The organism is Enterobacter sp. ENT02, from assembly GCF_019219165.1.
Classification (GTDB): domain Bacteria; phylum Pseudomonadota; class Gammaproteobacteria; order Enterobacterales; family Enterobacteriaceae; genus Enterobacter; species Enterobacter mori.
Map to the genome: position 1 here is coordinate 41,692 of NZ_JAHUWD010000011.1, position 18,145 is coordinate 59,836.

Sequence of the window (18,145 nt, forward strand, 5' to 3'; positions counted from 1 at the left end):
GGGCAAAAACAGCGCTACTGATTCTCTATCAACAGCGCTTCCAGCAGGTCCAGATCGTGCAGCAGCTTTTGCAGCGTTTCGTTGCTGATCTGCCGCGTGGCGCGCAGGTGATAAAGCTCGGCACGCTCTGAGCGCAGCGCCGCCAGGCGGAACCGGCGCTCCAGGTTCTCCTCCTGCAGCGAGCTTTCCACGTCGTTACGCCCGTCGGCCCGACGACGCAAGTTACCAATCACGCGGGAACTCACTTCCGTCAGCAGCTGATTATCGATGTTCTCTTCCGCATCCGCGGCCAGGCGTTCTTCCATTTTCTGGATGGCGACAATTGCCACTTCAGCGGTAGCCGCCCGCGCAATACGTTCTTCTTTATGCTGCTGGGTCGAATCACCGACATCAATATGCTGGAGTAAAATCGGCAGCATAATCACGCCGACAAACAGCGAGAACAGAATGACGCCTGCCGCCAGGAATACCAGCTCGTAGCGTGCCGGGAAAACATCTCCCGTCGGTAACAGCAGTGGAATAGAGAGCACACCAGCAAGGGTGATCGCCCCGCGCACGCCCGCAAACGAGGCAATCAGCAGCTCACGCGTTGACCATGAACCGAACTCCATCGGCTTTTTGGTCAGGAAGCGCACGCTGAACTTCTTCATCGTCCACAGCCAGCCAAAACGCACCAGCATCAGCGCCATGTAGATCAGCACGATATCGGTGAACAGCAGCCAGGTTTCAACGTTCGGATCGGCCTCAGCCGCCACCAGCGAGGTCTCCAGAATGCCGGGCAACTGCAGGCCCAACAGCAGAAATACCATGCCGTTAAACACGAATTCGAGCATCGCCCAGGTGCTGTTGGCGCGCAGGCGCATCGCCAGCGGCGCACGGCGCATCACGCCGGAGCGGGTGATGGTCATCCCTGCCGCCACCGCCGCCAGAATGCCCGACACGCCGATGTGTTCAGCAATCAGGTAGGAAGCAAACGGCAGCAGGAACAGCAGAACGATTTGCGTTGCAGGTTCATCACCGCCCCAGCGGCTGAGGAAGCGCAAGGAGCGACCGTACAGCCAGCTCACCACGAAGCCAGCCAGAATGCCGCCAATCGCCACCTTAAAGAACTCCAGAGTCGCACCGCCAACGGTAAAGACCATGGTGCCCATGGCTACCGCCACGGCAAACTTCAGGGCCACCAGGCCGGAGGCGTCGTTCATCAGCGCCTCGCCCTGCAAAATGCCCATGATTTTCTTCGGAATACGGCCTTCGCCCACAATGCCGGAAAGCGCCACGGCATCGGTTGGCGACAGCACGGCGGCCAGCGCAAAGGCAGGGATTAACGGAATGCCCGGCACCATCCAGTAGATCAGGAAACCAATCCCGACCACGGTAACGACCACCAGCGCCAGCGCCAGACCGAAGATCTCTCGCCCGTGTTCGAGGAATTCGCGCGTGGGCGTTTTCCAGCCATCGGCAAACAGCAGCGGCGGGATAAACAGCACGAGGAACAGTTCCGGATCGAACTCAACGTGCAGGCCAAACGTCGGCCACGCCAGCAGCGCACCGATGGCAATTTGCATTAATGGCAGGGGAATTTGAAAGGGTAGTACGCGTGTAACCACCCCGGATAGCGAGACCACAAGGGTCATGATGAGTATTGTGAAGAAGATTTCCATGCGTTCCCTGTTTGCTGTGTTGCTTATAAGCCAAACCTAAGGCGTCGTGCCTTTTATTCTATCTTCTCCAGAGTAACGCAAAAGGCAACGGGATGAGTCCTGAAAATAAAAACGGGCGGCCTGAGCCACCCGTTTTCGCATCAATGGATAACTTAGATTGCCCAGCCGCCCGCGTAGAACGCCACCAGTGCGATAGCGATAACGACAGTGCCGATATTCAGCTTGCGCCATTCACCCGAGACCAGACGACCAATCACCAGCGAAGCGAAACCGATCATAATGCCGGTCACGATGTTGCAGGTCAGCACGATAAAGACTGCGGTGATCAGGCCGGACATCGCGTCCACGAAGTCCGCAAAATCGATTTTCGCCACGTTGCTCAGCATCAGCAGGCCGACGTACATCAGCGCAGGTGCGGTCGCATAAGCCGGGACCAGATAAGAGAGCGGAGAGAGGAACAGGATCAGCAGGAACAGCACGCCGACGGTGATTGCCGTCAGACCGGTTTTACCGCCTGCTGCCGTACCCGCTGCGGACTCGATGTACACCGCCGCAGGCGCCGCGCCCACCAGACCAGAGAAAACGCTGCTCAGGGAGTCGGTCGTCAGCGCTTTGCCACCGTCGATAATCTGACCGTCTTTATCCAGCAGGTTTGCCTGACCGGCCACCGCGCGAATGGTACCGGTCGCGTCAAACACGGCTGTCATCACCAGCGCCAGCACGCTTGGCAGGATCACCGGGTTCAGCGCGCCGACAATATCCAGGCTGCCAATCAGGGAGTTGCCTTTGTCATCGCTCAGGGACGGCATGGCGAAGATACCGGAGAAGTGCACGGTCGGGTCGAAGATCAGGCCAACAATAGAAACGCCAATAATAGTCAGCAGAATGCCGCCCGGCACTTTCAGTTTTTCCAGACCGATAATCACCGCCAGACCAATCAGGGACATGATCACCGGGAAGCTGGCGAAGTGACCCAGCGCCACCGGCAGGCCGTCCAGCGGGTTCTTGATCACCAGGCCCACGCCGTTCGCGGCGATCAGCAGCAGGAACAGGCCGATACCGATACCCGTACCGTGCGCCACGCCCTGCGGCAGGTTGCGCAAAATCCAGCTACGGATGCCGGTTGCGGAAATCACGGTAAACAGCACGCCCATCAGGAACACGGCACCGAGCGCAACGGGCACGCTGATGTGCTGACCCAGCACCAGGCTGAACGCGGTGAACGCGGTCAGAGAGATGGCACAGCCGATTGCCAGCGGCAGGTTCGCCCACAGGCCCATCACGATAGAGCCAACACCGGCCACGAGACAGGTGGCAACAAAGACAGCCGCAGGCGGGAAGCCCGCTTTGCCCAACATGCCCGGTACAACGATGACGGAGTACACCATCGCCAGAAACGTCGTCAGACCCGCAACGACTTCCTGGCGCACGGTGCTGCCGCGAGCAGAAATTTTAAAGATGGCGTCAAGCGAACCGCCGGTACGCGCAGATGGCGTAGACATAGAAAACATCCCCTGAGAGTTTTTATAGAACGTCCATAAGCGTGGTGGAGACGCCACTGCCAGCTATAACGTCAAATCCATATCTTGCGTTTGCGACAAAAGGGGCGTCACAAAAAAAGCAAACGTTTAGCTCCGCGCTTACGAAACGGGTGGTCAAATTAAGGCAAACGATTATCTAGCCTAATCCCCGCCCTTTTCAACTGAACTTTCTCGTTTTTCGCTAAAATTCACTTATGACGATGAAGAAATAAACAGACGATGCGCAAACGTTATCGTCTATGCGCAATTTAGTTACATTTCACCCTTCGCCAGGGATAGTGAGCGGCCCGCCCTGTTCCAGCGTTTTTTGCCAGCCGGGGCGATTTTCGACCTTTTTCTTCCAGGCATGAGTATGCGGGAGGTTTTCGACGCCGCCGCGCGCCAGCAGGGCAAAGATCGGGAAACTCATCTGAATATCGGCCATGCTGAGCGTGTCACCGGCAAACCAACTGTTCTCTGAAAGGTGCGATTCGATATAACGCGCATGGGTTTCCAGCTGGCGGTTGAGGTAAGCTTTTTGTACTCCCTGCCCCAGCGCTTTCCCCAGCGTGCGCATCCCAAACGGCACGGGGGGTTTGCCCAGGCTGTTAAAAACCAGCTTCATTAACAGCAATGGCATAAGCGAACCTTCTGCGTAGTGCAGCCAGAAACGATATTGCACCTTGTGGGCAGGATCCCGCGGTTTAAGGTGCGATTCTGCGTCGTAGGTTTCCTGGAGATACTCCAGAATGGCACCGGACTCGGCAAGGATCAGCCCGTTGTCTTCAATGACCGGTGATTTGCCCAGCGGATGCACTTTTTTGAGAGACTCAGGCGCCAGCATGGTTTTTTCACGCTGGTAATGAACAATCTCATAAGGCAGGGCAAGTTCTTCCAGCGCCCAGATCACGCGGTGCGAGCGTGACTGGTTAAGGTGATGTACCGTGAGCATGATTGTCTCCTGTAATTCATACTTTCTAACTATAGAAAATCGAACAACATCGCGAAAAAATTTTGGCTAAAAAGAAACCCTCCACGCTGGCGAAAATCGGGGTCTTGCATAGAATTAAAGTGTCAGCACAAACCGGAACCTCCCCAACTTGCTCGACATGAGGGGTGCTGATGTCGGGGGAAACCCTCCCGTGAACCAGCGGGATAGAGAGAAAGACAAAGACCGGGAAAAACTAAAGCGCCCTTTGTGGCGCTTTAGTTCTTTATGTATGCGGGGTTTTGCCGGGTGGCGGCTGCGCCTTACCCGGCCTACATTTGACGGTTTGGTAGGCCGGGTAAGCGAAGCGCCACCCGGCGAATGGGCTACATGCACGTTCAATCCTCCTCCAGCAACCGCGCGCCCGTTCCCTGCTCGCCCAGCCTGTCGCCGGGGTTACGCAACGGGCAGTCGCTGCGCGATAAACACCCACAGCCAATACAGCCATCCAGTTCGTCACGCAGCACTACCAGTGTGTGAATGCGTCGGTCCAGCTCTTCACGCCACTGGGACGACAGCTCTTTCCACTCTTTCGGGCTAAGCGTGTGTCCTTCCGGCAGCACGCCAAACGCATCGCCGATGGTGGCCAGGGGGATTCCGATTCGTTGCGCAATTTTGATAATCGCCACATAGCGGAGCACGTCGCGGGTGTAACGCCGCTGGTTTCCGGCATTACGGATACTCTTAATTAACCCTTTGCTTTCATAGAAGTGGAGCGCCGACACCGCAACGCCGCTGCGCTTTGCCACTTCACCGGGGGTTAAGAGCGCTTTAATTCGCGGCAATCTCTTTTCCATAAAACCTCTTTACCTCAAGTTAACTTGAGGAATTATACTCCCCCGCAGAGAAAACGACGAATCCACCAGGATAGATGTATCTACAGAGGGGCAACCTTATGTCGCATCAGCAAATTATTCAGACGCTTATTGAATGGATTGATGAACATATCGACCAACCGTTGAACATTGATGTGGTCGCTAAAAAATCGGGCTATTCGAAATGGTATTTACAGAGAATGTTCCGCACCGTCATGCATCAGACGCTGGGTGAGTACATTCGCCAGCGCAGACTGCTGCTGGCAGCGCAGGCGCTACGTTCGACGCAGCGGCCTATTTTTGATATCGCAATGGATCTGGGTTATGTCTCGCAACAAACCTTTTCCCGCGTGTTTCGCCGTGAATTTGACCGCACGCCGAGCGATTACCGCCACCAGTTGAATTAATGTGTATCAGTGCAAAGGTTGCTGCTGCCAGGCCATAAATTCCTGGGGCGGCATCGCTTTCGCGAAGTGCCATCCCTGACAATACTGCACGCCACGCTTCAACAGCCAGCTGACCTGCTCTGCCGTTTCCACACCTTCCGCAATCGTTTTAAGACGCAAACTTTGCGCCATCTCGATGATGTGCTCGGCAATCAGGTGGCTGGTGCTGTTGGTGGTTAAGGTATCGATAAAGGATTTATCGATTTTCAGGATATCGACGTTCAGCGAATAAAGGTTATGCAGGTTGGAGTAGCCGGTCCCGAAATCATCGATGGCCACTTCATAGCCCGCCTGACGGAAAGCCTGAATAACGGGCGTGGTTTTAGGAACATCGATAAACCCGCGTTCCGTCACTTCAATCTTTATCTGCTGCGCGCGCACGGCATAGTGTCTGGCCTTGTCTGAGATCATCGCAATCAGGCGCGAAGAGTGGAAATCAGTCGCCGACAGGTTAATGGAAATATAGAGATCGGGATGCGTCGCCAGGAAATGCCCCAGATCGCTGAACACCTCTTCGACGACGTAATCCGTAATACGTTCGCTCATGCCCTCTTTTTCCGCCAGCGGGATAAATTCCACCGGACTCATCACCTGTCCGTTAAAGCCAGGCCAGCGCAGTAACGCTTCTGCCCCCACGCACCGATTATTTTTAATATCAATAATTGGCTGATAATGGACGCAAAGCTGGCGCTTATTCAGCGCACGGTGCAGCAAACGGCCTGGGGAGTTGAGTTCACGGTGGGTGCGTGACCACACCAGCAGAATAATAATGCTGCAGATCATCCCCAGCGGCAGCGTCAGTGTGGCCTGATGATAAAGCGTTTCATAAAAGCGTGTATTCGATGTGGAAACGATGGCCGCGATAGGACGTTTATCGGATTTAACGATGGTATAAAAACGGTCATCTTTTTGAAATGTCGATTCCTTATCCCGGATTAGCGCATTCAATAATGTAATATTGGCCTGCTGGCTGACGGAAAAGAATGCATTAGTTACCGTGTCGTACACCCCCCACGACAGAGAATGATCGGCTGACATCACTTCACTGTAAGAAAGCGGATTGACCACCACAACATAATTTCCGCGCTGCATATATGTCATTTTATAGCCAGTAAAAAATGGCGTATCGCGATAATAATAGATGGCAATGTCGGGTTTACGTTTGTAATTGGCGACAGAAATCAGGTAGGGCTGGTCGGGGGTAAAAACCGTTGAACAAAGAAAACGTTGGCCTTGTGCATAAATTAAATCGGCGACGAAAAGACGACCACGAACCACATTCAACATATATTGCCGATGCTCAGGTGTACACAGTTTACCCTGATATTTTTCAGCGCCATCGCGTGCTAAATCAACCTGTTGAATGACAAGTTCTGTTTTGTCTAACGCAAGTCCAGCAAATGTGCGTAGTTGGGCGCTTGTTTCCGACACGGCTCTGAGCTGGGCAAACCATAGCGCAAGCATCACCGGTAGCATAACTACCATGATGATCCCTACCACCCTGAGCATCTTGCGCCGCGCGCTACGATTCATTTCCCGCCCTATATCCCTGCATGTTGTACGCCTGTAGTAATGAAGGCCGGATGCTTTGATAAACAGATGATTACGTTGCATGAATCATGCGAAGTTAGCAACCGACTTTTAGTATTAAAAATCTTAAAATTGCTTATGACGATAATATTTTCCCGTAAGCTAAACTGAAAGTATTCGTTCCGTTTCAATTAAGGAAAATAATTATCCAGTACAGGCGGGTGGTTTTAGATAGCACAACAGCGGATCGTTGATTAAACCAAAATTCTGGCCGCATGAAAAAAGAACAAGATGAACATGAAATTTCGTGATAATTTTTCCCCTCTGCTTTGTCGTTTGATTTATTAATAATCAAACGCAATCAGCATATTTTTATGACGGGCGTAAAAATAACGCTTCACTTCGCCAGTAAAATGGCTGACCAGACATGTCTCTTGCCCGAGCCACGCTCTCGCCGCACTTGCCCAGGCAGGCGTTGCGTTGAGGTATCAGCCTCGCTGACAGAGATATATTCTCCATGGTGATAAATCGCCCATTTTTCCACGCCGTGAGACTGGCGAATAAAACAGCAAATGTGATATAGTTCACACATCTTGTGTAACGAGAAACATTGTTTCATTTCAGTTCGTCTGTTTTGTCGAGGATGGGTTTATGGCGACCATTACCACCAGCATGGTTCTCCTTCGCTGGCCATTGTTAAGTGCGGTTTTGATGTTTTTAGCCAGCACGCTGAACATTCAGTTTCGTAAATCTGACTACGCTGGCCTTGCGGTGATCAGCACCCTGCTGGGGCTGGGCGCAGCCTGCTGGTTTGCAACGGGCCTGCTTGGTATTACCCTGGTGGATATCGCTGCCGTTTGGGAAAATATAAAAGTGGTGATGGTGGAAGCCATGAGCCACACGCCGCCAGACTGGCCGATGGTGATTACCTGATGGTCGTTTTATAACCATGTTTTAATAGCCTCTTTTAAGAGGCTTTTTTATTTTTCAGGGCATCAATCCACCGCAGGCAGCGGGAATTTACTGATGATCGCCAGGCGGTTCTGGTGGTGTTCTTCATCACCCCATAGCCAGTCAATCTGGTTGCCAATATCGCTGTCCTTCTTAATCGGCCTGATTTCACAGGTGATCATGTCGTAGGCATACAAATGATGACCGCTGGCGATAGCGTCGTACAGCCGAGACTGCCAGAAGCTCATACCGTCACGCGTTTGATGACGGTCAGTGATAATGACGTTGTATTTTTCCAGTAAATATTGGGAAAACACTTTTCCAGGCAGGTCGCGCAATACGCCACGATGCGACGGTTTAGGCGATCGCCATATCAGGATTTGCGTCACCGGCATGTAATTTAAGAAGGCATCTTTCTGATAAATCACGCGATTGTAGTAAACAATCTCGCTGGTGATTTCATTAACTAAAGCCAGTTCAAAATGCTTGTTAGGAATACCAGCAATACGATTTTCAGCCCTGACAAAATGATAGCCTGGAGGAAATGGGCCAAAGCTCAGCTCATCATCGACGGATGCACGAAGGGAAATTTCATTCAGCAACGTCGTATTATGGTTGTCCACTGTCAGCATTGAGAATGTTTTCTGGACGTCAGCAGGATCAAAGAGTTGTTGTGGCATAGCACCTCGCGGACGATATTATTCAGACAACATTTACCGTTATGAATGTAATTATCAACCACCTGGTAATACAAGAAGCCCTGCGACAGCAGGGCTTTTCATCATCGCTGAAGAAAATCAGAACGGAATGTCGTCGTCGAAATCCATTGGCGGTTCGTTAGACGGGGCCGGAGCAGACTGCTGCTGCGGACGAGACTGCGCGCCGCCGCTGAACTGGTTGCCGCCCTGCGGCTGCTGAGGCTGACCCCAACCGCCCTGCTGCTGGCTCTGTCCGCCACCTGCCGGTGCGCCACCGCCCTGACGGCCACCCAGCATCTGCATGGTGCCACCCACGTTCACCACGACTTCCGTGGTGTACTTCTCAGCGCCGGACTGATCGGTCCATTTGCGGGTACGCAGCTGGCCTTCGATATAGACCTGAGAACCTTTACGCAGATACTCACCGGCCACTTCGGCCAGTTTGCCAAACAGCACAACGCGGTGCCATTCGGTCTGCTCTTTCATCTCACCGGTCGCTTTATCACGCCAGGATTCGGAAGTAGCCAGCGTAATGTTGGCAACTGCGCCACCACTCGGCATGTAGCGTACTTCCGGGTCCTGGCCCAGATTACCGACGAGAATCACCTTGTTTACGCCTCTGCTGGCCATGTTCGTGTCTCCTGAATACGTTTCTTAATAGTGTAAACGCGCGAGTGTACCATTTCCACGCGGCAATTTGCATAGTTGCGTAGTTGGTTCAGAAATCTCTCGCGAACTCGACATTGTTACACAGCCAATCAGAAAATGCATTCCAATACTGTATATTCAAACAGGTTAAATTGTGTCATAATTAGCCGTTTCTGACAGCCGTTTGTCCTTCAAACAAATCAGGCAATCCGTGTTCCAACCGGGAAAGGTGAATGGATAAGATCGAAGTTCGGGGCGCCCGCACCCACAATCTCAAGAATATCAACCTCATAATCCCTCGCGACAAACTCATCGTCGTGACCGGGCTTTCGGGGTCTGGCAAATCCTCACTGGCTTTCGACACTTTGTATGCCGAAGGACAGCGTCGTTACGTTGAATCACTCTCCGCGTACGCGCGTCAGTTCCTGTCGCTGATGGAAAAACCGGATGTCGACCATATTGAAGGGTTGTCCCCTGCTATCTCTATTGAGCAGAAGTCCACCTCGCATAACCCGCGTTCAACGGTCGGTACCATTACCGAAATTCACGACTACCTGCGTCTGCTGTATGCCCGCGTAGGCGAGCCGCGCTGCCCGGACCACGACGTCCCGCTGGCGGCCCAGACCGTGAGCCAGATGGTGGATAACGTGCTGTCGCAGCCGGAAGGCAAACGCCTGATGCTGCTGGCACCAATCATTAAAGAGCGTAAGGGCGAGCACACCAAAACGCTGGAAAACCTGGCAAGCCAGGGTTATATCCGCGCCCGTATCGACGGCGAAGTGTGTGACCTGTCGGATCCGCCAAAGCTGGAACTGCAGAAGAAGCACACCATCGAAGTGGTCATTGATCGCTTTAAGGTGCGTGACGATCTCGCCACGCGTCTCGCGGAGTCCTTTGAAACGGCGCTGGAACTCTCTGGCGGCACGGCCGTGGTCTCCGACATGGACGACCCGAAAGCGGAAGAGCTACTCTTCTCCGCCAACTTTGCCTGCCCGATTTGCGGTTACAGCATGCGCGAGCTGGAACCGCGTCTGTTCTCCTTCAACAACCCGGCCGGTGCCTGCCCGACGTGTGACGGCCTGGGCGTTCAACAATATTTCGACCCGGACCGCGTGATCCAAAACCCGGAGCTGTCGCTGGCGGGCGGTGCCATTCGCGGCTGGGACAAGCGTAACTTCTACTACTTCCAGATGCTGAAATCGCTGGCAGAGCACTACAAGTTCGACGTTGAAGCGCCGTGGGCCAGCCTGAGCCCGAACGTGCACAAAGTGATCCTGTTCGGTTCCGGTAAAGAGAACATCGAGTTCAAGTACATGAACGATCGCGGCGATACCTCCGTGCGTCGCCACCCGTTCGAAGGGGTGCTGCACAATATGGAGCGCCGCTACAAAGAGACCGAATCCAGCGCGGTACGTGAAGAGCTGGCGAAGTTCATCAGCAACCGCTCCTGCGCCACCTGTGAGGGCACGCGTCTGCGTCGCGAAGCACGCCACGTGTTTGTTGAAAACACGGCGCTGCCGACCATCTCAGACATGAGCATCGGCCACGCGATGGACTTCTTCAACAACCTGAAGCTCTCCGGCCAGCGTGCGAAAATTGCCGAAAAAGTGCTGAAAGAGATTGGCGATCGCCTGAAGTTCCTCGTGAACGTCGGCCTGAACTACCTGACGCTTTCCCGCTCGGCAGAAACGCTCTCCGGCGGTGAAGCCCAGCGTATCCGTCTGGCGAGCCAGATTGGCGCAGGTCTGGTAGGCGTGATGTACGTGCTGGATGAGCCGTCCATCGGCCTGCACCAGCGCGACAACGAGCGTCTGCTCGGCACGCTGGTTCACCTGCGCAATCTCGGCAACACGGTCATCGTGGTCGAGCACGACGAAGATGCGATCCGCGCGGCTGATCACGTCATCGACATCGGCCCAGGCGCTGGCGTGCACGGCGGCCAGGTCGTTGCTGAAGGGACGCTGAAAGACATTATGGCGGTGCCCGAGTCGCTGACTGGCCAGTTCATGAGCGGCAAGCGCAAAATTGAAGTGCCAAAACAACGCGTAGCGGCAGATCCGGAAAAAGTGCTGAAGCTGACCGGCGCACGCGGTAACAACCTGAAAGACGTCACCCTGACGCTGCCGGTTGGCCTGTTTACCTGTATCACCGGCGTGTCCGGTTCCGGTAAATCGACGCTGATCAACGATACGCTGTTCCCGATTGCGCAGACGGCGCTGAACGGCGCGACGCTGGCCGAGCCTGCGCCGTACCGCGACATTCAGGGGCTGGAGCATTTCGATAAGGTTATCGACATCGACCAGAGCCCGATTGGCCGTACGCCGCGCTCTAACCCGGCGACCTATACTGGCGTCTTTACGCCCGTACGTGAACTCTTTGCCGGCGTACCGGAATCACGTTCGCGCGGGTATACGCCAGGACGTTTCAGCTTTAACGTGCGCGGCGGTCGCTGTGAAGCGTGCCAGGGCGACGGCGTGATCAAGGTTGAGATGCACTTCCTGCCGGATATCTACGTGCCGTGCGATCAGTGCAAAGGCAAGCGCTATAACCGCGAAACGCTGGAGATTAAGTACAAAGGCAAGACCATTCACGAAGTGCTGGACATGACCATCGAAGAGGCGCGCGAGTTCTTTGACGCCGTCCCTGCGCTGGCGCGAAAGCTGCAAACGCTGATGGACGTGGGCCTGACCTACATTCGTCTGGGGCAGTCGGCGACAACGCTTTCCGGTGGTGAAGCGCAGCGCGTGAAGCTGGCGCGTGAGCTGTCAAAACGCGGCACCGGTCAGACGCTGTACATTCTTGATGAACCGACTACCGGTCTGCACTTTGCCGACATCCAGCAGCTGCTCGAGGTGCTGCATCAGTTGCGCGATCAGGGCAACACTATCGTGGTGATTGAGCACAACCTGGACGTGATTAAAACCGCGGACTGGATTGTCGATCTCGGCCCGGAAGGCGGCAGCGGCGGCGGTGAAATTCTCGTCTCCGGCACGCCAGAGACCGTTGCAGAGTGCGAAGCCTCGCACACCGCACGCTTCCTTAAACCGTTGCTGTAATCGTCACACGGAGAGCTGCTGTCGGGTCGTTTCCGGCAGCAGCTCAACCGCCTGCTGATAGGACGCGTCCACCAGGTAATAAATTTGCGACCCGGGAATGGAACCGTCGAGATACACAGTGCTCCAGTGCGCTTTATTCAGATGCTTGCTTGGCCTGACATCATCGTGCTGCTGACGCAATAAATCGGCCAGCTCCGGGCTGGTTTTCAGTGACGCCGCCGGACGGCCTTCCACCTCTTTTACCATCGCAAACAGCACATCACCCACCTTAATCTGCGTGGCTTTCCAGTCGCTGTGGACGCTTTGCTCCGCGCCCGGCTTGCTCATGCAGTACTGAAGTATCTCCGAAATTGTCATCTTTATTCCCCTTGTAGCGTGGCGATAATTTTACGCGAACCACCGTGAATGCGATGCTCTCCCAGCCAGATCCCCTGCCACGTTCCCAATACCAGCCGTCCATTGTGAACCGGCAGCATCAACGATACGCCCAGCAAAGAAGATTTAATATGCGAAGGCATGTCGTCGGCCCCCTCATAGTCATGCTCATAAGGCGCGTTGTCCGGGACGCTCTTCAGAAAATGGTGCTCCATGTCGGACCGGACGGTGGGATCGCAATTTTCATTAAGCGTGAGAGAGGCGGACGTGTGCTGAAGCAGCAGATGCAGCAAACCCGTTCTGATGCGCGACAGATCGCGGAGTTGCCCGATGACTTCATCCGTCACCAGGTGAAATCCGCGTGATTTAGCGCTTAAGGTCAGGGTCTGTTGGTACCACATGTGCTGCTCCGTGATGAAAGATGAATCTTTCTAAGTGTGCAGCAAGAAGACGAAAGGTAAAACCCGAAGCAGCGAGATTTGATTAAAAAAGAGTCAAATTCGCTGCCGGGTACTTAATACTCCGAGTTGACGATCACCTCTTCGCCAAATTTCCCGGCCATCGGCAGCGGTCGATAGGTTGAGTTAGAGGCGCGTAATACCCTGATCCCTCTGGCTCCTGCGTCATGCGCGGCGGTGATGTCGTTATCTGAATCGCCGTAGAACACTTTGATATTTTTCTGTTCCAGCCACTGGGTTTTGGTGTTTTGCCCTTCTTTATCACCCGCAAAAATAACCGGGTTCATGGTGGCAGCCGGGATCAGGAAATCATCCTGCAGCGTTTTGGAGACGGTTTCCGTTTTGGTCTGGCTGCGGCCGGTGACAAAGTAAATGCTGTCACCGCGCTTAACGTGCATGGCGATCAGCGCGCGTGCCACCTCTTTCGGGATGCTGAATTCGTCCCAGCCGTTGTTCATTTTTTCCCAGAACTCCGGGTTCTTCAGATACGCTTCGCTGTCTGGCGACCAGGTTTTTTTGCCTCGCCAGAAGCCCGGACTCGAGAAGAGGACGGTATCGTCAATGTCGAAGCCAACGGCCATCGGCGGACGGCCTACGAGACTGTTTTCGATTTGTGCCACAGAGACCCAGTGAATAGGTGCCTGCTCGGCAAGAATGGCGGCGGTGGTACCGGTGTAAAGTGGCGTCGGTGCAGAAGCACGCGCGACGACGGCGCTATTAAGCGAGAACAATAAGCAGGCGGCGCTGAGCGCCAGTGTGATCTTGCGCATATTTTCCCCTGAATATTCAGTTTGTTATCTTTTTATTTTGAGTGAATGGTCAAAAATCTACCCGACCATAACCCCCGCGGGAGGTGAAGGGAAGGAGTTTTTGCTTATGAAGCTGAATAAAAAGAAGACGATCACAAAGCGAGACATCGACCTGAGCAGCCTGATGCCCTCACCCCAACCCTCTCCCACAGGGAGAGGGAGAACACCCAGCAAAGCGCCACCGGGCAAGATTCCTGAGCGGCCTGATGCCCTCACCCCGGCCCTCTCCCACGGGAGAGGGAGTAAGTACTTACATTACAGCGGCAAACGCCTGCGCCACGCGCTGGACGTTGCTGGGATTCAGACCCGCCACGCACATACGACCGCTGGCGATCAGGTAGACGCCGAACTCTTCGCGCAGGCGATCGACCTGCGCCGCGCTCAGTCCGGTGTAGCTGAACATTCCGCGCTGCTTGAGCAGGTAGTCGAAGTTATGACCCGGCACGGCCTCTTTCAGGACGTTAACCAGCTCCTGACGCATCGACAGAATGCGCTTACGCATTGCTTCCACTTCAGCAAGCCAGGACGCTTTCAGCTTTTCGTCACCGAGAACCGTCGCCACCACCTGCGCACCAAAGTTTGGCGGGCTGGAGTAGATGCGGCGCACCGTTGCTTTGAGCTGACCCAGCACGCGACCCGCCGCTTCGGCGTCTTCACACACCACGGACAGACCGCCCACGCGCTCGCCGTAAAGCGAGAAGATTTTGGAGAAGGAGTTGCTAACCAGCGCTGGCAGCCCGGCGCTGGCCACGGCGCGGATGGCGTAAGCATCGTCTTCCATGCCCGCACCAAAGCCCTGATAGGCAATGTCGAGGAACGGGATCAGGTTGCGGGCTTTCAGTACCTCAATGACCGCATCCCACTGGGCATGGGTGAGATCCGCCCCGGTCGGGTTATGGCAGCACGGATGCAGCAGCACAATACTGCGCTCAGGCAGGGTGTTCAGTTTTTCCAGCAGCGCTTCAACGCGCACGCCGTTGGTTTCGCTGTCGAACCATGGATAGGTCGCCACTTTGAAGCCTGCGCCCTCGAAGATCGCGACGTGGTTTTCCCACGTCGGGTCACTGACCCATACGCCTGAATCCGGAAAATATTTTTTCAGGAAGTCGGCCCCCACTTTCAGCGCACCCGAGCCGCCCAGCGTCTGGATGGTCGCCACGCGTTTTTGCGCGAGCACCGCGTGATCGGCACCAAACAACAGCGGCGCGATGGTATTGCGGTAGGCATTTAGCCCTTCCATCGGCAGATAAAGAGAGGCACCGTGCGGAACAGCGTTCAGACGCGCTTCCGCTTCAGCAACAGCCTTCAACTGAGGGATAATGCCATCCTCGTTGTAATACAGACCAATACTGAGGTTCACTTTGTCGCTGCGAGGATCTTCTTTGAAACGCTCCATTAAGGAGAGAATAGGGTCGCCGGCATAGGCGTCAACTTTCTGAAACACGCGATGGTTCTCCGGAATTCGATGAGGCAGGGATTTCAACAATAAACCGGAAGTGGGAGAAGGTCGAGAGCGATATCAGCCCGGCCACGGGATATGTTGGCAAATTTGAGCGATGCGCTCCGACAACGAGCCCCGTACGCGCAAAAACGGTATCTTTCGCTGTGTTAGCACTGCTTCATACCATGCCTGCTGTCGACGGCGAAACGCCTCGCCTTGCCGGGTGCCATCCTGCACGAAAGGAAACTCATCGCCACAGAGTACGACCAGAGCGTAGTCTCGTTCTGCTAACGCCATGAGCTCCTGCGGCGCGCTGCCGAACTGGTCGAGCATATAGAACAGGGTGGTTAAAGGCGAGGTATCACACACCAGATACGGAGCTGTGCAGGCTAATTCCTCTCTGCGCACCTGCTGCCGGGCAATATGCAGCAGATCGTCCTTCTCCAGCACGCCGTTCTTTGCCTCCCAGTGTTCGCGACCAAACTCTGCTACATACGGGGCGTTTAAGGTTTGCGAGAGCGCCTGAGAAAGCGTGCTTTTACCCGTCGATTCGCCGCCTAATAAGCAGATACGAAAAACAAAGCTGCGATAAACCTCAGGGGAGATCATCTGACGGTAGCGGTGAACATCAGAGCGTATGCGTGTACCCGAGGGGGCTTCAGGCCCCTGTGGTCGCTGGAGCCGTATGTGCGCAACCGGGGATCCGAAACGCTGGCTTAACACAACGGCAAAGCCGTCACCGTAGTCTTCGGCGGTGAATACCACCTGTGGCTGACAGTGCAGAACGTCTTCACACAGCGTGGCAACGTAATGACGATGAAGGTCGTCTCCAGCGTCATTCGGTGGCGGTGGCGCAATATCGTGGGTCGCCATCACCTGCTGAGACAGCACAAGGTGGCGGCATTGAGGAAAAAGCGTTTGTAACCAGTGAAGTCGCTTTTCTGGCTCGTAGCCCGGTATTTCCGGCGATGAATAGCTGATGATAATGACCGTCTCGCACTGCGCAAGCGCTGCATGAATAAGCGCTTCATGACCTAAATGTAAAGGTGCAAATTTGCCCACGACCAGGCCGGTTGCGTAACGCTTCATTGCGTCCGTATTTCCTTACGCCATTGATACAGCCCGTGCCAGGCATTACACCAAAACACCAGGTATAAACCGGCCGTCAGATACAGCTCTCTCGTCGCATACAGCGGAATTGCCAGCGTGTTCACTGCCAGCCACACGTACCAATTTTCCAGACGCCGTCCCATCAACATGAACTGCGCAAGAATGCTGAATGTTAAAATAAGGGAGTCCAGCCAAGGTGCCCAGGCATTGGTGTAGAGATGCAATATCAGTCCGTACCCCGCCGCCACGATTGTGGCGCAGGCAAGCAAAATAACAATATGCCCAGGCCTGGTTCGGCGAACAGGTAATACATCCCCGCGGTGCCCTTTAAGCCAGTGTATCCACCCCGTGATGCTCGTGATGATGAAGAAAAACTGGAGGGAAACGTCCGCATAAAGCTGCACAGAATAAAAGACCCAGGCGTAAAGCCCGCTGCCTATGATGCCAATCCACCACGTATGGATGTTATTTCTGGCAGCCAGCCAAACGGAGAGCGCGTAAGCCAGACATGCAGCGATTTCTGAAGGGGACATTGTCCTTCCCTGGTAAGAGGTGTTAGTCGATATATTTCATTGCCACCCGCGAGGTCAGGCGTGTAATAATTTCGTAAGCACTCACTTTCGTTAATTCAGCAATGCGTTCAACGGGCAAACCTTCCCCCCACATCACCACTGCATCGCCTGCTTTGTCCTGCGCTTCCGGCCCGAGGTCAACACAGATCATGTCCATCGCGACGCGACCAACAATTTTCACTTCACGACCATTGACCAGAACCGGCGTACCCGTCGGTGCGGCACGCGGATAACCGTCACCATACCCCATCGCCACTACGCCCAGGCGCGTATCGCGTTCACTGGTCCATGTGCCACCGTAACCCACCGGCTCACCGGCTTTATGCTCGCGCACGGCGATCAGGTTAGAGACAAGGGACATCACCGGCTGGAAACCGAAATCTGGCCCCCAGGGTTTGCCCTCCAGCGGCGACACACCGTAAAGGATAATGCCCGGACGAGCCCAGTCGAAGTGCGACTGCGGCCACAGCAGAATGCCGCCGGAAGCCGCAATGGAACGCATCCCCGGCTTGCCTTCGCAGAAGGTGTTGAAGATATCGAGCTGCTTCTCTGTCGCACCACACTCCGGTTCATCGGCGCGAGCAAAATGGCTGACGATATTTACCGGCTGGCGCACGTTTTTGCACTGACACAGGCGATGATAAAACGCTTCTGCGTTTTCCGGGCGCACGCCCAGACGGTGCATGCCCGTGTCGAGCTTCATCCACACGGTCACCGGCTCGCTCAGCTCGGCGGTTTCGAGTGCCGCAAGCTGTTCTTCATTGTGTACCGCCGTGTGCAGATGCTGGTCGGCAATGGTTGGCAGGTCCGACGCTTCAAAAAAGCCTTCAAGGAGCAGAATCGGTTGGGTAATACCGCCCGCGCGCAGGTGGAGAGCTTCTTCAAGGCGGGCGACGCCAAAGGCGTCGGCATCGGGGAGCGTTCGCGCGGTCTCGAGAAGACCGTGTCCGTAAGCGTTCGCTTTCACGACTGCAACGAGCTTGCTGGCGGGTGCCAGTTCGCGCAGACGTTGCAGGTTGTGTCGCAGAGCGCGGCGGTTAATCACTACAGTTGCCGCTTGCATGTAA

At 54.8% G+C, this 18,145-nt stretch carries 17 protein-coding genes; 3 read left to right on the top strand and 14 right to left on the bottom strand.

Features of this window, described 5'->3' with window-relative positions:
- Positions 1–14: 14 nt before the first annotated feature.
- From KW829_RS21510 to soxR, 4 genes are all read right to left on the bottom strand, one after another.
- On the bottom strand, positions 15–1,661 hold the full coding sequence (locus KW829_RS21510; protein WP_042719168.1) for a Na+/H+ antiporter: 1,647 nt from the start codon (positions 1,659–1,661) through the stop codon (positions 15–17).
- Positions 1,662–1,813: 152 nt separating this feature from the next.
- Entirely contained in the window at positions 1,814–3,163 is a 1,350-nt protein-coding gene (gene ghxP / locus KW829_RS21515; RefSeq protein WP_042719170.1) for a guanine/hypoxanthine transporter GhxP, read from the bottom strand.
- Between the two features lie 298 nt (positions 3,164–3,461).
- Positions 3,462–4,133, bottom strand: a complete 672-nt coding sequence (locus KW829_RS21520; RefSeq protein ID WP_120159813.1) for a glutathione S-transferase family protein — start codon at positions 4,131–4,133, stop codon at positions 3,462–3,464.
- 374 nt (positions 4,134–4,507) lie between these two features.
- Entirely contained in the window at positions 4,508–4,966 is a 459-nt protein-coding gene (soxR, locus tag KW829_RS21525; RefSeq protein WP_089598624.1) for a redox-sensitive transcriptional activator SoxR, read from the bottom strand.
- Positions 4,967–5,064: 98 nt separating this feature from the next.
- On the opposite strand from soxR, the gene soxS reads away from it, so the two are divergent.
- Positions 5,065–5,391 carry a superoxide response transcriptional regulator SoxS gene (gene soxS / locus KW829_RS21530; RefSeq protein WP_013095071.1) on the top strand — a complete coding sequence of 109 codons (327 nt, stop codon included), beginning with the start codon at positions 5,065–5,067 and terminating at the stop codon, positions 5,389–5,391.
- A gap of 6 nt (positions 5,392–5,397) precedes the next feature.
- Here the strand turns inward: soxS and KW829_RS21535 are convergent, their stop codons facing one another.
- The gene (locus KW829_RS21535; protein WP_218309046.1) at positions 5,398–6,963 is read right to left on the bottom strand and encodes an EAL domain-containing protein; all 1,566 of its coding nucleotides are present in this window, start codon (positions 6,961–6,963) and stop codon (positions 5,398–5,400) included.
- Positions 6,964–7,611: 648 nt separating this feature from the next.
- Here KW829_RS21535 and KW829_RS21540 point away from each other — a divergent pair.
- Positions 7,612–7,893 carry a YjcB family protein gene (locus tag KW829_RS21540; RefSeq protein WP_003860282.1) on the top strand — a complete coding sequence of 94 codons (282 nt, stop codon included), beginning with the start codon at positions 7,612–7,614 and terminating at the stop codon, positions 7,891–7,893.
- Between the two features lie 62 nt (positions 7,894–7,955).
- Here the strand turns inward: KW829_RS21540 and KW829_RS21545 are convergent, their stop codons facing one another.
- Positions 7,956–8,591 (bottom strand): hypothetical protein, encoded by a 636-nt coding sequence (locus KW829_RS21545; RefSeq protein ID WP_218309047.1) that lies wholly within the window; start codon positions 8,589–8,591, stop codon positions 7,956–7,958.
- 117 nt (positions 8,592–8,708) lie between these two features.
- Positions 8,709–9,239 carry a single-stranded DNA-binding protein SSB1 gene (gene ssb1, locus KW829_RS21550; RefSeq protein WP_023310055.1) on the bottom strand — a complete coding sequence of 177 codons (531 nt, stop codon included), beginning with the start codon at positions 9,237–9,239 and terminating at the stop codon, positions 8,709–8,711.
- 251 nt (positions 9,240–9,490) lie between these two features.
- On the opposite strand from ssb1, the gene uvrA reads away from it, so the two are divergent.
- The gene (uvrA, locus tag KW829_RS21555; RefSeq protein WP_108418088.1) at positions 9,491–12,313 is read left to right on the top strand and encodes an excinuclease ABC subunit UvrA; all 2,823 of its coding nucleotides are present in this window, start codon (positions 9,491–9,493) and stop codon (positions 12,311–12,313) included.
- A 3-nt stretch (positions 12,314–12,316) separates the two neighbouring features.
- Here the strand turns inward: uvrA and KW829_RS21560 are convergent, their stop codons facing one another.
- From KW829_RS21560 to alr, 7 genes are all read right to left on the bottom strand, one after another.
- Positions 12,317–12,670 (bottom strand): MmcQ/YjbR family DNA-binding protein, encoded by a 354-nt coding sequence (locus tag KW829_RS21560; protein WP_023310053.1) that lies wholly within the window; start codon positions 12,668–12,670, stop codon positions 12,317–12,319.
- Positions 12,671–12,672: 2 nt separating this feature from the next.
- Entirely contained in the window at positions 12,673–13,089 is a 417-nt protein-coding gene (locus tag KW829_RS21565; protein ID WP_218309048.1) for a secondary thiamine-phosphate synthase enzyme YjbQ, read from the bottom strand.
- A gap of 113 nt (positions 13,090–13,202) precedes the next feature.
- Positions 13,203–13,916, bottom strand: a complete 714-nt coding sequence (aphA, locus tag KW829_RS21570) for an acid phosphatase AphA (protein WP_109492557.1) — start codon at positions 13,914–13,916, stop codon at positions 13,203–13,205.
- A 289-nt stretch (positions 13,917–14,205) separates the two neighbouring features.
- Positions 14,206–15,399 (bottom strand): aromatic amino acid transaminase, encoded by a 1,194-nt coding sequence (tyrB, locus tag KW829_RS21575; protein WP_218309049.1) that lies wholly within the window; start codon positions 15,397–15,399, stop codon positions 14,206–14,208.
- Positions 15,400–15,474: 75 nt separating this feature from the next.
- A complete protein-coding gene (locus KW829_RS21580; RefSeq protein WP_218309050.1) occupies positions 15,475–16,485 on the bottom strand; it encodes an AAA family ATPase in 1,011 nt (336 codons plus the stop codon).
- Positions 16,482–17,039 (bottom strand): nicotinamide riboside transporter PnuC, encoded by a 558-nt coding sequence (gene pnuC / locus KW829_RS21585; protein ID WP_218309052.1) that lies wholly within the window; start codon positions 17,037–17,039, stop codon positions 16,482–16,484. Before pnuC ends, KW829_RS21580 begins: the two co-directional genes overlap by 4 nt.
- 22 nt (positions 17,040–17,061) lie before the next feature.
- Positions 17,062–18,141, bottom strand: a complete 1,080-nt coding sequence (gene alr, locus KW829_RS21590; protein WP_218309053.1) for an alanine racemase — start codon at positions 18,139–18,141, stop codon at positions 17,062–17,064.
- Positions 18,142–18,145: the final 4 nt, after the last annotated feature.

Bases quoted from the DNA above. Each gene is read 5' to 3' on its own strand.
- KW829_RS21510 (WP_042719168.1), bottom strand. From the start codon at position 1,661: ATGGAAATCTTCTTCACAATACTCATCATGACCCTTGTGGTCTCGCTA.
- ghxP (WP_042719170.1), bottom strand. From the start codon at position 3,163: ATGTCTACGCCATCTGCGCGTACCGGCGGTTCGCTTGACGCCATCTTT.
- KW829_RS21520 (WP_120159813.1), bottom strand. From the start codon at position 4,133: ATGCTCACGGTACATCACCTTAACCAGTCACGCTCGCACCGCGTGATC.
- soxR (WP_089598624.1), bottom strand. From the start codon at position 4,966: ATGGAAAAGAGATTGCCGCGAATTAAAGCGCTCTTAACCCCCGGTGAA.
- soxS (WP_013095071.1), top strand. From the start codon at position 5,065: ATGTCGCATCAGCAAATTATTCAGACGCTTATTGAATGGATTGATGAA.
- KW829_RS21535 (WP_218309046.1), bottom strand. From the start codon at position 6,963: ATGAATCGTAGCGCGCGGCGCAAGATGCTCAGGGTGGTAGGGATCATC.
- KW829_RS21540 (WP_003860282.1), top strand. From the start codon at position 7,612: ATGGCGACCATTACCACCAGCATGGTTCTCCTTCGCTGGCCATTGTTA.
- KW829_RS21545 (WP_218309047.1), bottom strand. From the start codon at position 8,591: ATGCCACAACAACTCTTTGATCCTGCTGACGTCCAGAAAACATTCTCA.
- ssb1 (WP_023310055.1), bottom strand. From the start codon at position 9,239: ATGGCCAGCAGAGGCGTAAACAAGGTGATTCTCGTCGGTAATCTGGGC.
- uvrA (WP_108418088.1), top strand. From the start codon at position 9,491: ATGGATAAGATCGAAGTTCGGGGCGCCCGCACCCACAATCTCAAGAAT.
- KW829_RS21560 (WP_023310053.1), bottom strand. From the start codon at position 12,670: ATGACAATTTCGGAGATACTTCAGTACTGCATGAGCAAGCCGGGCGCG.
- KW829_RS21565 (WP_218309048.1), bottom strand. From the start codon at position 13,089: ATGTGGTACCAACAGACCCTGACCTTAAGCGCTAAATCACGCGGATTT.
- aphA (WP_109492557.1), bottom strand. From the start codon at position 13,916: ATGCGCAAGATCACACTGGCGCTCAGCGCCGCCTGCTTATTGTTCTCG.
- KW829_RS21580 (WP_218309050.1), bottom strand. From the start codon at position 16,485: ATGAAGCGTTACGCAACCGGCCTGGTCGTGGGCAAATTTGCACCTTTA.
- pnuC (WP_218309052.1), bottom strand. From the start codon at position 17,039: ATGTCCCCTTCAGAAATCGCTGCATGTCTGGCTTACGCGCTCTCCGTT.
- alr (WP_218309053.1), bottom strand. From the start codon at position 18,141: ATGCAAGCGGCAACTGTAGTGATTAACCGCCGCGCTCTGCGACACAAC.